General features: G+C 65.2%; 12 protein-coding genes. 8 read left to right on the forward strand and 4 right to left on the reverse strand.

All coding sequences use genetic code 11. From position 1 onward, the window contains the following. Positions 1 to 48: 48 nt before the first annotated feature. The gene (locus tag AC0X69_RS02090; protein ID WP_482610814.1) at positions 49 to 1,158 is read left to right on the forward strand and encodes a DUF3611 family protein; all 1,110 of its coding nucleotides are present in this window, start codon (positions 49 to 51) and stop codon (positions 1,156 to 1,158) included. A gap of 193 nt (positions 1,159 to 1,351) precedes the next feature. Here the strand turns inward: AC0X69_RS02090 and pyrC are convergent, their stop codons facing one another. Further along, the gene (gene pyrC, locus AC0X69_RS02095; protein WP_482610816.1) at positions 1,352 to 2,659 is read right to left on the reverse strand and encodes a dihydroorotase; all 1,308 of its coding nucleotides are present in this window, start codon (positions 2,657 to 2,659) and stop codon (positions 1,352 to 1,354) included. A 136-nt stretch (positions 2,660 to 2,795) separates the two neighbouring features. Between pyrC and AC0X69_RS02100 the strand changes: the two genes are divergently transcribed. The 5 genes from AC0X69_RS02100 (at position 2,796) to AC0X69_RS02120 (ending at position 7,457) form a co-directional block, all read left to right on the forward strand. Then, positions 2,796 to 3,971 (forward strand): two-component system sensor histidine kinase NtrB, encoded by a 1,176-nt coding sequence (locus tag AC0X69_RS02100; RefSeq protein WP_482610818.1) that lies wholly within the window; start codon positions 2,796 to 2,798, stop codon positions 3,969 to 3,971. 188 nt (positions 3,972 to 4,159) lie between these two features. Continuing rightward, positions 4,160 to 4,822 (forward strand): cell division ATP-binding protein FtsE, encoded by a 663-nt coding sequence (gene ftsE, locus AC0X69_RS02105; RefSeq protein WP_482610820.1) that lies wholly within the window; start codon positions 4,160 to 4,162, stop codon positions 4,820 to 4,822. Between the two features lie 16 nt (positions 4,823 to 4,838). After that, the gene (locus AC0X69_RS02110; protein WP_482610822.1) at positions 4,839 to 5,798 is read left to right on the forward strand and encodes a cell division protein FtsX; all 960 of its coding nucleotides are present in this window, start codon (positions 4,839 to 4,841) and stop codon (positions 5,796 to 5,798) included. 139 nt (positions 5,799 to 5,937) lie between these two features. Next, on the forward strand, positions 5,938 to 6,600 hold the full coding sequence (locus AC0X69_RS02115) for a YdcF family protein (protein ID WP_482610824.1): 663 nt from the start codon (positions 5,938 to 5,940) through the stop codon (positions 6,598 to 6,600). 68 nt (positions 6,601 to 6,668) lie between these two features. Then, positions 6,669 to 7,457 (forward strand): lysophospholipid acyltransferase family protein, encoded by a 789-nt coding sequence (locus AC0X69_RS02120; protein ID WP_482610826.1) that lies wholly within the window; start codon positions 6,669 to 6,671, stop codon positions 7,455 to 7,457. Positions 7,458 to 7,497: 40 nt separating this feature from the next. Here AC0X69_RS02120 and thpR read toward each other — a convergent pair whose 3' ends face one another. Both thpR and AC0X69_RS02130 read right to left on the reverse strand, forming a co-directional pair. Continuing rightward, on the reverse strand, positions 7,498 to 8,067 hold the full coding sequence (gene thpR / locus AC0X69_RS02125; protein WP_482610828.1) for an RNA 2',3'-cyclic phosphodiesterase: 570 nt from the start codon (positions 8,065 to 8,067) through the stop codon (positions 7,498 to 7,500). A 30-nt stretch (positions 8,068 to 8,097) separates the two neighbouring features. Further along, positions 8,098 to 8,808 (reverse strand): arylesterase, encoded by a 711-nt coding sequence (locus tag AC0X69_RS02130; RefSeq protein ID WP_482610830.1) that lies wholly within the window; start codon positions 8,806 to 8,808, stop codon positions 8,098 to 8,100. On the opposite strand from AC0X69_RS02130, the gene AC0X69_RS02135 reads away from it, so the two are divergent. Both AC0X69_RS02135 and AC0X69_RS02140 read left to right on the forward strand, forming a co-directional pair. Continuing rightward, the gene (locus AC0X69_RS02135; protein WP_482610832.1) at positions 8,791 to 9,510 is read left to right on the forward strand and encodes an ABC transporter ATP-binding protein; all 720 of its coding nucleotides are present in this window, start codon (positions 8,791 to 8,793) and stop codon (positions 9,508 to 9,510) included. The genes AC0X69_RS02130 and AC0X69_RS02135 overlap by 18 nt on opposite strands. Beyond that, complete coding sequence (locus AC0X69_RS02140; protein WP_482610834.1) at positions 9,507 to 12,065, forward strand: ABC transporter permease; 2,559 nt, start codon at positions 9,507 to 9,509, stop codon at positions 12,063 to 12,065. The genes AC0X69_RS02135 and AC0X69_RS02140 overlap by 4 nt, the downstream gene beginning before the upstream one ends. On the opposite strand, the gene AC0X69_RS02145 is transcribed toward AC0X69_RS02140, so the two are convergent. Then, a complete protein-coding gene (locus AC0X69_RS02145) occupies positions 12,062 to 12,421 on the reverse strand; it encodes a copper resistance CopC family protein (RefSeq protein WP_482610836.1) in 360 nt (119 codons plus the stop codon). The genes AC0X69_RS02140 and AC0X69_RS02145 overlap by 4 nt on opposite strands. Positions 12,422 to 12,467: the final 46 nt, after the last annotated feature.

A 12,467-nucleotide genomic window follows, 5' to 3' on the forward strand; every position in this document is an offset into this window, starting at 1 on the left:
CCACGCGCCAACTGACTCTTTGGCGGGGGCCAATTGCGACTTCATGAGTTGACGTACGATTTCTTCGACGATCCGATCGATTGGGCGTTCGCAGCGCTCTTCGCGATGCTCGTTCTCGTCGGCTGGGGACTGCGTCTCTGGGAGCCTTCGCTCGGCGGTGCGCTGACGAATCTGTCGCTGAACTTCGCCGCGCTCGTCGTTCTGCTGCTCGCCCTTCAGTATTTTTGGCGCGCTTGGTTTCCCAGCTACCCTTTCACCTGGGGTCCCGCCCGGAGGCGCTTCGCGGCCTATCCGCTGCGCCAGTTGATCTATGCGGCCGCGGGCCTGCTGATCGTCAGCGGCGGCCTGGAAGCGCTGTTCAGCGGCGCTTCGCTTGACGTTCTGGGGCTCTCGATCGGATCGCCAGGGCTGGCGGATCCGGTCTTTGCCGACTTCTGGCGGGCCATGAACCGGATCGCCGCCTTCACGCTTCCGGCCGGCCTGATCGCTTATCTCGGCTTCGTCGCATTGGCGGGGCCCGCGCGACATACGACGTCCACCGCGCTTGTCGCCTCCGCCCCGCCGAGAAACCTGGCGACGCTCTCTCCGCAGTCGGCGCTTCTGGGCCAGGATCTCGGCCGGCGCATCCGCCTCATGGGGTGGATCGGATTTTGGGTGGATTTCATCCTGGCGTTCCTGAGCGCGCCGCTCCTGGCCTTCGGAGCCGTCGGGCAGTCGATCAGCTCGACGATCTGGGTCAGCGACCCGATCCACTGGGGATATGTCGGACTGGCGCTGTTGTTGGCGTCGCTCTTCCTCGACTTCTTCTCGACCGTCGCCTCCGGCAGGTTGATGAGCGATCCGGCGAGCATGCTCGCGGCAGATCAACCCACGGCGTTGTGGTTTCTCGGCGTCGGTTCGCTCGTCAACGTGCTTGGCGCCGTCGTGTCGTTCGTCGGCGTGGGGTTGAGCATCGCCTTGCTCGTCGCCAAGACGGTGTCCCAGCCGCCGGGGATTGCGATCACCGATCCGGACAAGATCGTCCGCGCGCTCGACGTCTTCATCTTAATGGCGAACTTTAACTTGCTAGTTGCTCATTTCATTGGGGCTGGAGCCGGCGTGTGGCTCAGCATGGAGGCGCTGAAGGCGAGACACAAATTCGCCGCCGCATTGGCGTGAGCGCGATAGACCGCTTCAAAAATCAGCGCGCGTCGGAACCTCGCTGAGCCAACGCAGTTTAAGCCGCGCTGGGGTTCGACCAATGGAGAGCTGTCATGGAGAACTATGCCTGGTTCGTCCCCGCCTGGATTCTGGGAGCGCCGTTCCTGCTGATCATCGTTGAAGCCGTTAGATCAGCCGGGCGTTCTCGCCTCTAGGACTCGTCCTCGTAGGCGATCTCGCCCGCGACGAGGGTCGTCTTGACGACGCCCTGGAGCAGCGCGCCATCAAATGGCGTGTTCTTGGAGCGGGAGTGGAGCGCGGCGGGATCGACGACGAAAGGCGAGTCAGGATCGAAGCGGATAATGTCCGCGGGCGCGCCTTTTTTCAGTCTGCCCTGCCGCAGGCCGAGAATATCCGCCGGCCGCGAGGTCATAGCCTCCAGCAAACGGATCAGCGTCACGTCGCCCGAGTGAACGAGCCGAAGCCCCGCCGCCAGCATCGTCTCGACGCCGATCGCCCCATACTCCGCTTCCGCGAATGGCAACCGTTTCGTCTCGACGTCCTGAGGATCGTGGTCGGACACGATCACGTCGATCAGGCCGTCCCCGAGCGCGCGAACGAGCGCCTTACGTTCATCCTCGTGGCGAAGCGGCGGCCTGAGCTTGAGGAACGTGCGGTAGTCGCCGATGTCGCTTTCGTTCAGCGTCAGGTGGTTGATCGAGGTCCCGCAGGTTACGGGCAGTCCATCGTCCTTGGCTTTCCACAAGGCGTCCAGCGACAAGGTCGTGGTCACGATCGCCGCGTGGTAGCGCGCGCCGGTCAATGCGACGAGCCGCAGGTCGCGATCGAGCATGATCGCCTCGGCTTCGCGCGGCGCGCCCGAGAGGCCGAGCCGATGCGCAAAATCCCCCTCGTTCATGACGCCGACGCCAAGATCCGGGTCTTCGGCGAAATGGACGACGAGCGCGTCGAAATCGCGCGCGTAAGTGAGCGCCCTGCGCATCACGAGCGCGTTTCGCACCGAGCGGGCGCCATCGCAGAAGGCGACGGCGCCCGCCTGCTGGAGCAGGCCGAGTTCGGCGATCTCCTTGCCGTCGCGGCCCCTGGTGAGCGCCGCCATCGGCGCGACGCGCACGCGCCCGGTGTCGCGCGCCCGGCGCAGAACGAAGTCGACTACCGCTGGATCGTCGACGGGCGGCAGCGTCGCCGCCGTGGACACGAGCGTCGTCACGCCGCCCGCAGCGGCGGCGAGCGTGGCGCTGGCGATGGTTTCGCGATGCTCCGCGCCAGGCTCGCCGACGAAGGCCTGCATGTCGATGAGGCCGGGCGCGACGACGTCGCCAGCGCAGTCGATGACGCGCGCGCCATCTGGAGCATCGCCCTGCCGAACGGAGTCGCCGACAGCGGCGATGAGACCGTCCTGCGTCACGAGACCGCCGCGCATTTCGCGCCCTGAGCCGGGATCGATTAGCCGGGCGTTGATGAAAAAGAGCGGCGCTGGAGCTTGAGGCGGCGACATGGCGCCTGCTTAGGCCATTTCTCCGGGGTTGGAAATGCGCGCGGGCGCGGCGCGGGGTTGACCTTGCGCTGAAATCGCCTAGCTACCGCGAGTTGGGAGCACGTATGGCGTCTTTGCGCCTCTCCCGGAAGAAACCATGAACTTCCCTAACCTCAAGGCTCCGCCGGTTGCGCCGAGTTCCGCAACTGAGGACGTTCGCGGCCGCGCCGCTGGCGCGCGAGAAGATGATAGCTACCTGACCGCAATCGTGAATGCGGTCGTGGATGGCGTCATCACCATCGACGAGCGAGGCGTGGTGCTGTCGATGAACCCGGCGGCGGCCAAGCTGTTCGGATTTACGCCTTCTGAAGTCATCGGCCAGAACGTGCGAATGCTGATGCCCGAGCCAGACCGCGGAAAGCACGATTCCTACATCAGCGAATATCGCCGTACCGGCGCGCCGAAGATCATCGGCATCGGCCGCCAGGTTGAAGGCATGCGCAAGGACGGCTCCATATTCCCGATGGAGCTTGGCGTGAGCGTCGCCGAGACCCAAGGCAAGCGCGTGTTCGTCGGCCTTATTCACGACCTCAGCCAGACGCGCCGGTTCGAACGTCGGCTCCATGAGCTGCAGACGAACAGGTTCGACTTGATGGAAAATATGGCTGCCGGCCTGGCGCACGAACTCAAACAGCCTTTGGCGGCGATCGCCGCCTACATCAATTTCGCGCATCGCCAATTGAAGCAGAAAGATTTCTCGGTCGCGAAGGTCGAGGAAATGCTGGACGGCGCGAATGCGCAAGTGTTTCGCGCCTCTGAAATCATCGACAACCTTCGGCAGTTTATCGCGCGCGGAGAAACCGTAAGAACGCCGCAGAATTTGAACGCGGTTGTTAGAACCGCCTGCGAATTTACCGACGCTATCGCCAAGGAGCACAACGTCAAAACGACGATCGATCTCGAGGCGTCGCCGGACACGGTCGTCATCAACAAGGTTCAGATCCAGCAGGTCGTCGTCAATCTCAAGCGCAATGCGATCGAGGCGATGCAGAACTGCGAGCGACGGGAAATGAGAGTGTCGACTCGTCTGGTCGAAGCCAAGCTCATCCGCGTCGACGTCGCCGACACCGGTCCAGGACTGCCCCAGGAGATCAATGACAGGCTGTTTGAACAGTTCACGACCACGAAGCCTCATGGTCTCGGGGTCGGACTCTCGATATCGCGCGCGATCATCGAGGCGCACAGGGGGAAGATCTGGGCGGAGCCCAACCCCGGCGGCGGAACGATCTTCAGCTTCGTGCTGCCTCTGGAAGAGCGCCAGGCGGACGCCTAGCGCGACGGCGCGGGGCTCTCGCCGATCTCCCGCCGCGCCTGCGCAGCGCAGGAAAAGCTCCGTGACAGGAGAACATCAGGGGGTTATGGCGAAGCAGGGATGAACTGCTATTGTGGCGCGGCGCTCATGCGTCCCGGGCATCCTTCGAACCCCTGCCGTTTGGGGCCATCTTTGGGAGAGACGGCTTCGTGTTGACCTTCGAGAATGTCGGCTTGCGCTATGGCGTCGGGGCCGAAACGCTCCGCGACATCAATTTCCAGATCGCCCCGCGTTCGTTCCAATTTCTGACCGGCCCGTCAGGGGCAGGCAAGACCACCTTGATGCGCCTGATCATCATGGCGCTGCGGCCGACGCGGGGATTGATCAACATCTTCGGCAAGGACACGGCGGCGCTCAGCAATGAGGATGTCGCCGAAACGCGCCGCAAGATTGGCGTCGTCTTTCAGGACTTCCGCCTGCTCGATCATCTGACGCTCTACGAAAACGTCGCCCTGCCCCTGCGCGTGCTCGGCCGCGAAGAGTCGGGCTACCGCGCCGAGGTGATCGAACTCTTGCGCTGGGTCGGCCTCGGCGAGCGCGCGCACGCCTTCCCGACAATCCTTTCGGGCGGCGAAAAGCAGCGCGCCGCGATCGCTCGGGCGCTGATTTCGCAACCAAAATTGCTGCTCGCGGACGAGCCGACCGGCAATGTCGACCCCACGCTGGCGCGCCGCATCCTGCGCCTCTTTATCGAGCTGCATAAATCCGGAACCGCCGTCATCATCGCAACTCATGACTTGAGCCTTATGGATCAATATGATGAAGCGCGTCGGCTCGTGCTCGCCGACGGAAGGCTCCACATTTTCGAATGAGCGGACGACGGCAGTCATGCGATTTTGGTCTTCGACTCGCCTAGCAGCGTCGGACGTCGACGAAGACGCAGAGGACATGCCGGCGCAGAGCGCGCTCGTGCCTGCCGACTCTGTCGCCGGACGTTCGCTCGTCATCGTCATCGCCATCATGACGTTCCTCGCGGCGCTCGCCGCCAACGTCGCGATTCTCGTCGCCGACGCGAGCGTCGAATGGCGCAGCGACGTCGCGCGCGAGGCGACCGTGCAGGTGCGTCCGGTCGCCGGCCGGGACATCGAAGCGGACCTCATGGAAGCGGCGGAGGCGATGCGCCGGCAGCCTGGCGTGCGGGAGGCGCGGATCTACGCCAAATCGGAATCCGAGGCGCTGCTGACGCCCTGGCTCGGCGAAGGCCTGGACCTTTCTGAACTGCCGACGCCCCGCATGATCGTGCTCAAACTCGACACGCAGAACAGGGCTGATCTCGACCGTCTGCGCATGGAGCTCGAGCGCGTCGTCCCCAGCGCCGTGCTCGACGATCACCATGTGTTCATCGAGCGTCTCGGCGATATGGCGCGCGCGGCCGTGGCCTCGGCCGCTCTGGTGTTCGTCCTGATCCTTGCGGCGATGGCTGTCGCGGTCGCTTCAGCGACCCGCGCCGCCGTCGCGACAAACCGCGAGATCGTGGAAGTGCTGCACATCGTCGGCGCCGCCGACTCTTTCATAGCGAGGGAATTCCAGCGCCGCTTCATGGCGCTGGGATTGCGCGGCGCTCTGATCGGCGGCGGCGGCGCGATCGCCTTTTTCGCTGTGGCGCAGTTCATCGCGCAGCGGTGGCGCGCGACCGGCGGCGGCGATCAGATGGAGGCGATGTTTGGCGATTTCACAATCGGTCCGGGCGGTTTCGTGGTCATCGTTCTGCTCGCGGGCGGAGTCGCCGCGCTGACCGGCTACCTCTCGCAGTTCATTGTGCTACGTCACCTGCAGCGGCTCGGCTGAGCTGCGCAGCCTGAGCGGCGAGGCCGATAACATTAACGCTTAATTCAGCCTATAGTCGCCTCAGAATCGCGCCTCGCGCGTTCATGTCAGGAAGCATGGGCGAAGGACCCCAAGATTGACGACCCCCGCGCGCCAGGGAGTGAACAGAGGTTTCAGCGCCTTCCGCAAGGCGGCCTATGGGATCGTCGCCAGCGGAGCGTTCCTCGGCGCGGCGCTCGTCATGGGCTACGCCGGCTTCGCGCTGTCTTTGCCGCGCGAGGAGTTCGCCATTCCGGGACGGGCGGAGGGCGTCGTCGCGCTGACCGGCGGCTCGGACCGCGTGCTCGACGCGGCGACTCTTCTCGCGACCGGGCAGGCGCACCGCATGCTGATCACCGGCGTCAATCCTTCGACGCGCAGCTCGCTTCTCGCGAAAATACTGCCGATGTCGCGCGAACTCTTCGACTGCTGCGTCGATCTCGGTTACGAGGCGCTCGACACGGCCGGCAACGCAAGAGAAACGCGCGATTGGGCGCGCGAGCACAACATCACCCGCACGCTCATCGTCGTGACATCGAACTATCATATGCCGCGGGCGCTCGTCGAAATCTCGGCGGCGTTGCCGGACGTCGAGCTCTATCCGTTTCCAGTCGTCAGCGAACATATCAATGTCGCCGACTGGGCCAGCGACGCGCGGGTCGCGCGCTTTATCGGCAAGGAATATGTGAAATATCTGGGCTCGCTGCTGCGCACAAAGCTGTTCCGCCAAAATGATGGCGGGGAGGCGCCCCCGCAGCTTCGCCGCAGCGTCGCCTATGAGTGAAATCTTGTTTTGGCGCGCCAAGGCGCCGTAAAAGCGCGCGACGTCCCCTGACCCCCATGATCTCGCTGATGCTCTTTCTGCGCTCGCTCGTCTTTCAGATCCTGTTCTTCCTGAACATGTTCGCGCTCATGATCATCTGGCTCCCGGGCCTGATGATGCGCCGCCAGATCAACCAGGAGCTCGGGCGCACCTGGGGACGCACGAATCTGTGGCTGCTGGACAAAATCTGCGGCGCGAAGATCGACTGGCGCGGGCTCGAGAACATTCCGGCAGGCGCGGTGATCGTCGCCTGCAAGCATCAGTCGATCTGGGAAACCTTTGTTCTGCCGATCAGATTTCCAGACTTCAGCTACATCTTGAAGCACGAACTGATCTGGTTGCCCTTTTTCGGCTGGTATTTACTGGCGGCCGAGCAGATCGCCATCGACCGCGCGAAAGGCGGCAAGCTCCTGCCGCAACTGATCGCCAAATCGAAGAAAATCTTCGCCCAGGGACGGCAGCTCTTCATTTTCCCGGAAGGCACCCGTCGTCCGGCTGGCGCGCCGCCGCAATACAAGTTCGGCATCGCTCAGCTTTACGCCGCGGCCGATACGCCGGTGCTGCCCGTCGCGGTGAACTCGGGACTCTTCTGGCCGCGCCGGTCTTTCATCGTGCGGCCGGGAACGGTGGTCATCGAATTCCTGCCGCTGATCGCCCCCGGCATGAAGCCGCGCGCGTTTTTCGAAAAGCTCTCGACGGACATTGAAGAGGCGTCGGACCGATTGATCGCCGAAGCGGTCGCGAAAGACCCCTCCCTTGCGTCAATCGTCGCGAAAGGGCGCGCGAGCGCTGGAGGTCCTGCGCCGGTCGAGGAGTGACGCGGCGCAAGGACGCAGCGAGCATCTTTCCCGCTCGAGGTTAAATCCCCGCCGTTCCGGTCAGCGCCTGCGGCGCCTCCATTAAGGGATATTCCGCCTCGACGATGTAGGGACCGCCGCCGACGGAATCGCGCGACGAATAAAGCACGAAGCGCTCGGCCGTGAAGCGCAGCGGCGGGAAATAGCCGCGCGCGCCGAGATAGGCGGCGACAGCGCCCGCGCTGGCCCCGCGCAGCCTTGCGAGCGTCACATGCGGGATGAATTTGCGCGCCTCTGGCGGCGCGCCGAGCCGGCGCAGCAGACGCTCCTGCTCCGCCTGCATATCCATGAGCATCGGCTCCGGCCGGGCGCGGGCGACGATCGCCCGCGGCTTGTCGCCGCCGAATGACGTCAATTGGTCGAAGGTGACGGTGACTTCCGGACGGCAAACGAACGAGAGGGCGTTCGCCGCGTCGCGCGCGAAGGCGTCATCGACATCGCCGATGAAGCGCAGGGTAATGTGGTAGTTCTCGACGTCGATCCAGCGGGCGCCAGGCACGCCGCCACGCAGCCGCGCGAGGCTATCCGCAACCGTTCGGGGAATCTCCAAGGCCGTGAACAGTCTAGGCATGACATCCTCCCCGAGCGGGATCGCGCCGCCTCATTGCGCGCGCGAAGTCTTGCTCGCCCCCATGGAGACGAGCGTTTTTTCAACATAGGGCGCAAGCTTCTTGACGATCTTCGCTACGCCGGCCGCATTCGGATGGACGCCGTCTCCGATGAGAAGCGCGGGCGAACCCCAGACGCCTTCCAGAATAAAAGGCACGAGCGGCACCTGATGTTTGGCGGCAAGATCCGGATAAATCGAATCGAATTCCCGCTTGTAAGCTTGCCCGTGATTCGCGCTGGAAACCATGGCCGTCAGCACCGGACGAACGCCTTTCTGTTGCAGCGCGGTGAGAATCTGATCCAGATTGGCGCGGGTCACCTTGGGATCATGCCCGTTCAGCATGTCGTTTGCGCCGAGCTCAACGATCGCGACGTCGAACGGGCCGGCTCCGAGCGTGTATTCCAGACGCGCGAGCCCGGTCGTGGTGGTGTCGCCGGAAACGCCCCCTTGGACGACGACGACGTTATATCCATCTTCGGTCAGGCGTCGTTTGAGCTGCGCCGGCAGCGAATCCTCCGCGGCGACGCCGGCGCCGGCCGTAAGGCTGTCGCCGAACGCCAGTATTCGTACGGGCTCCGCTTGCGCGGGGGACAGCGCGATCCCCAGCAGCGCCAACGCGGCGAAGGCCACGACTTGGAGGCAGCGCCGGAAAGCGCAATAAGGCCACTGAACTACGGGCGTCGTATGCGGCGCGTCAATCAAGGTGTGTGCTCCGTGCGGCGACAAGTTATCGAAGTTGAGGGCGTCGATCTCACGCTCGGCGAAGGCGCCGCCCGCGTGCATGTGCTCAAGAATATCAGCCTGAGCGTGACTGAGGGCGAGACGCTCGCTCTTCTGGGTCCCTCCGGCTCCGGCAAATCGACTTTGCTCATGACCCTCGCCGGACTGGAGCGACCTGACGCCGGGAGCGTCAGGATCGATGGGCGCGATCTCGGCGCGCTTTCGGAAGACGCGCTGGCGCGTTTCCGCGGAGAAAACATAGGGATCGTCTTCCAGTCTTTCCAGCTGGTCCCAACTATGACGGCGCTGGAGAACGTCGCCATTCCACTGGAGCTCGCCGGGAAGTCAGACGCTTTCGAACGCGCCGCGGCCGAGTTGGCGGCGGTTGGGCTCTCGGAACGCCTCTCGCACTATCCGGCGCAACTTTCCGGCGGCGAGCAGCAGAGGGTCGCCCTCGCCCGGGCGCTCGCGCCCGACCCTCTGATCCTCGCGGCGGACGAGCCCACGGGCAATCTCGATTCCGAAACCGGCGCCGCGGTGATCGACCTCGTCTTCGCGCAGCAAAAGCGCCGCGGCGCGACGCTGGTGCTCGTCACCCATGACCCGGCGCTGGCCGCCCGCTGCAGCCGTAAGGTGCTGCTGCGCTCGGGCCGGATCGACGCGACCGAGCCGGCGGCGTCATGACGGCGTTACGCTTCGCCGCCCTGCCCTTCGCGCTGCGCTTCGCCCTGCGCGATCTGCTCGGCGACCCGCGCGGCTTTGGCGTCTTCATCGCCTGCATCGTCATTGGCGTCGCGGCGATTTCCGGCGTCTCCGGACTTTCGCGCTCGCTGGCGCAGGGACTGGCGCGGGAAGGCCGAACCATCCTCGGCGGCGACGCTTCGTTCAGCCTTGTCTCGCGCGAGTTCTCGCCCGAGCAGCGCGCCTTCTTCGAGGCGCGCGGCCGCCTCTCCGAGGTTTCGCTGATGCGGGCGATGGTGCGCCGCGAGGACGGCGAAGCAGCGCTGGTCGAGATCAAGGCCGTCGATCCGCAAACCTATCCGGCGCTCGGCGCGGTGTCGCTCGAACCTGAGATGCCGTTGTCCGCGGCGCTCGAGGCGCGGGACGGCGCCGCGGGGATCGCGGTCGATCCGATGCTGCTGGCGCGCCTCGACGCGAAGCTCGGCGATACGGTGATGATCGGCGTCTCGCGCTTCGTCCTGCGGGCAATGCTGCGAAGCGAACCCGACAAGCTCGCGGGAGGGATCGGCTTCGGACCTCGCGTGATGATGACGCGCGACGCGCTCGTGCGCGCGGAACTGACGTCGCCGGGCTCGATCGTCAGACATGTCATCCGAATCGCGCTCAAAGGCCCCGCGGGCGACGCGGACCTCAAAGCCTTCTCCGCTGACGCCGCCAACGCCTTTCCCCAGGCCGGGTGGGAAGCGCGGACGCGCGACGCTGTCTCTCCTCAGTTTTCCCGCAATCTCGACCGCTTCGCCCAGCTGCTCACGCTCGTCGCGCTCACCGCTCTCGTCGCCGGCGGCGCCGGCGTCGCCAACGCCGTTCAAGGCTTCGTTGACCGCAAGCGCGCGCAGTTCGCGATTCTTAAGGCGCTCGGCGCCGAGGGGTCCCGGGTCTTCAGGATCGCCCTCGCCGAGGTTCTGGCGGCCGCGTCCTTCGCCATACTGCTTGGATTGCTCGTCGGCGCAGCGATTCCCTGGGCTGCGGCGGAAGCCTTGCGGGATATCGCCGATCTCCCGGTGTCGGCGTCGCTCGACGCGCGCGGCGCGTTCTACGGCGCGCTGTACGGACTGCTGGTCGTTCTCATGTTCGCGCTCGTTCCGCTCGGCCGCGCCCATGAGATTCCCGTGGCGGCCCTGCTCCGCGACGATCCGCGGCGCACGAATCTTGCGCGCTACCGCGCCGGCGCATGGCTTGCGGCGCTGGCGCTCGCCGCGCTCGTCATGGGCGCATCCTTCGACGTCAAGCTCGGCGCCGCCTATGTCGCCGCCGCCGTCGCAGCCTTCGCCCTGCTGCGCGGGGCGGCCTGGCTCGTCATGTGGCTTGCTCGCGTCTTCCCCCGCCTTCGCGCCGCGCGGCTGCGGTTCGCGCTCGCCAACGTCCGGCGGCCCAAGAGCCTGACGCCGGCGCTGATGATCTCGATCGGCCTGACGCAGACCCTGCTCATCGCCCTCGCGCTGGTCGAAGGCTCGATCCACAAGGAGTTGGCGCGCGCCGACGCGGGAGAAATCCCCAATTTCTTCTTCATCGACGTCCCCAAGGCGCAGGCCCAGGCCTTCGCCGATTTTCTCGCGGCGGAAACGGCAGGCGCGCGCATCGAGCATGTGCCGATGATGCGCGGGCGCATCGTCGCCGTGAAAGACGCGCCTGTCGACAGGACCGCCGTGGCGGATGACGCCAAATGGGTGCTCGAGGGCGACCGGGGGGTGACGTTTTCCGGGACGCTTCCGGCGAATTCCATGCTCGCCGAGGGCGACTGGTGGGCGTCGGACTACGCCGGTCCGCCGCTCGTTTCGCTGGAGCAGAGGATCGCCGAGGGTTTGGGTCTGGCGATCGGCGACGACATCCGGGTCAATGTGCTCGGAAGGGAAATAACCGCAAAAATCGCCAATCTGCGCAAAGTGGACTGGCGCAGCTACGCCATCAATTTCGTCATGGTGTTTTCGCCCAACGTCTTCAACGGCGCGCCTTACACCGAACTCTTCACGGTGGCTTACGGCGCGCCGACGACCGCGGCGCGGGACGCGCAGGACGCGCGGCTAGCGCGCGAGGCGGCGAAACGCTTTCCGAACGTCGTCTCGGTGCGCGTGAAGGACGCCCTGGCCGCGATCGACAAGATCGCCGGGCAGTTGGCGCTCGCCGCGCGCGCAGCTGCCGGACTCGCCATCGTTACGGCGGTCCTGGCCCTCGCGAGCGCGCTCGCCAGCGGCCAGCGCGCACGGTTGCATGACGTAGTCGTGCTGAAAACGCTCGGCGCCACCCGGCCCTGGCTCGCCGCCGCCTATGCGTTGGAGTTCGGGATTGTCGGCCTCGCCGCCTCGCTGATCGCCGTCGCCGCCGGCGCCGGCGCCGCCTACGCCATGACCACAATCCTGATGAAGATCGATTTCGCCTTCCTGCCCTGGACGGCGACGCTGATCGCCCTGGCGACGCTCGCCATCACCATCGCTCTCGGCCTCGCCGGGACCTGGCGCGCGCTGTCGCGGCGTCCAGGACCCGAGCTGCGCGAGCTTTAGGCGGAGAGAAACTGCTCCACGATGAAGGGATACGAACCCTCCACGATGTCCCCATCCGTGGCGAGGACCCGGTAGACGACCTCATAAAGGCCCGGCTGCAGAACAGGCGTATCGAGAACCAACTCCCTGGAAGCCTCTTTCTGCGTGGCCTTGGCGACAATCAAACCATTTCTGGCTTTGAGCGTGATCGTGGAGATCACGGCGTCAGCTTTGCCTTTGAACACCAGCTTGATCTGTCGCACCGGCTTGACGACGACCTGCTTGGAGGCCGGAAACGACTCGATCAAAAAGCGATGATGGGCTTGCACCGGGCCGCTGAATAAAAACCAAGCCCCGCCGCGACAACCGCCGCGCAAGCGTAAGACATTCGGTTCATTGGCGTTCTCCTAGCCGGCGAGGCTT

The sequence above is a fragment of the Methylocystis sp. Uni0008 genome (assembly GCF_056838045.1).

Excerpts from the sequence above, each read along its gene's own strand:
- AC0X69_RS02140 (WP_482610834.1), top strand. The coding sequence starts at position 9,507 with ATGACGGCGTTACGCTTCGCCGCCCTGCCCTTCGCGCTGCGCTTCGCC.
- thpR (WP_482610828.1), bottom strand. The coding sequence starts at position 8,067 with ATGCCTAGACTGTTCACGGCCTTGGAGATTCCCCGAACGGTTGCGGAT.
- AC0X69_RS02110 (WP_482610822.1), top strand. The coding sequence starts at position 4,839 with ATGCGATTTTGGTCTTCGACTCGCCTAGCAGCGTCGGACGTCGACGAA.
- AC0X69_RS02120 (WP_482610826.1), top strand. The coding sequence starts at position 6,669 with ATGCTCTTTCTGCGCTCGCTCGTCTTTCAGATCCTGTTCTTCCTGAAC.
- pyrC (WP_482610816.1), bottom strand. The coding sequence starts at position 2,659 with ATGTCGCCGCCTCAAGCTCCAGCGCCGCTCTTTTTCATCAACGCCCGG.
- AC0X69_RS02100 (WP_482610818.1), top strand. The coding sequence starts at position 2,796 with ATGAACTTCCCTAACCTCAAGGCTCCGCCGGTTGCGCCGAGTTCCGCA.
- AC0X69_RS02135 (WP_482610832.1), top strand. The coding sequence starts at position 8,791 with ATGCGGCGCGTCAATCAAGGTGTGTGCTCCGTGCGGCGACAAGTTATC.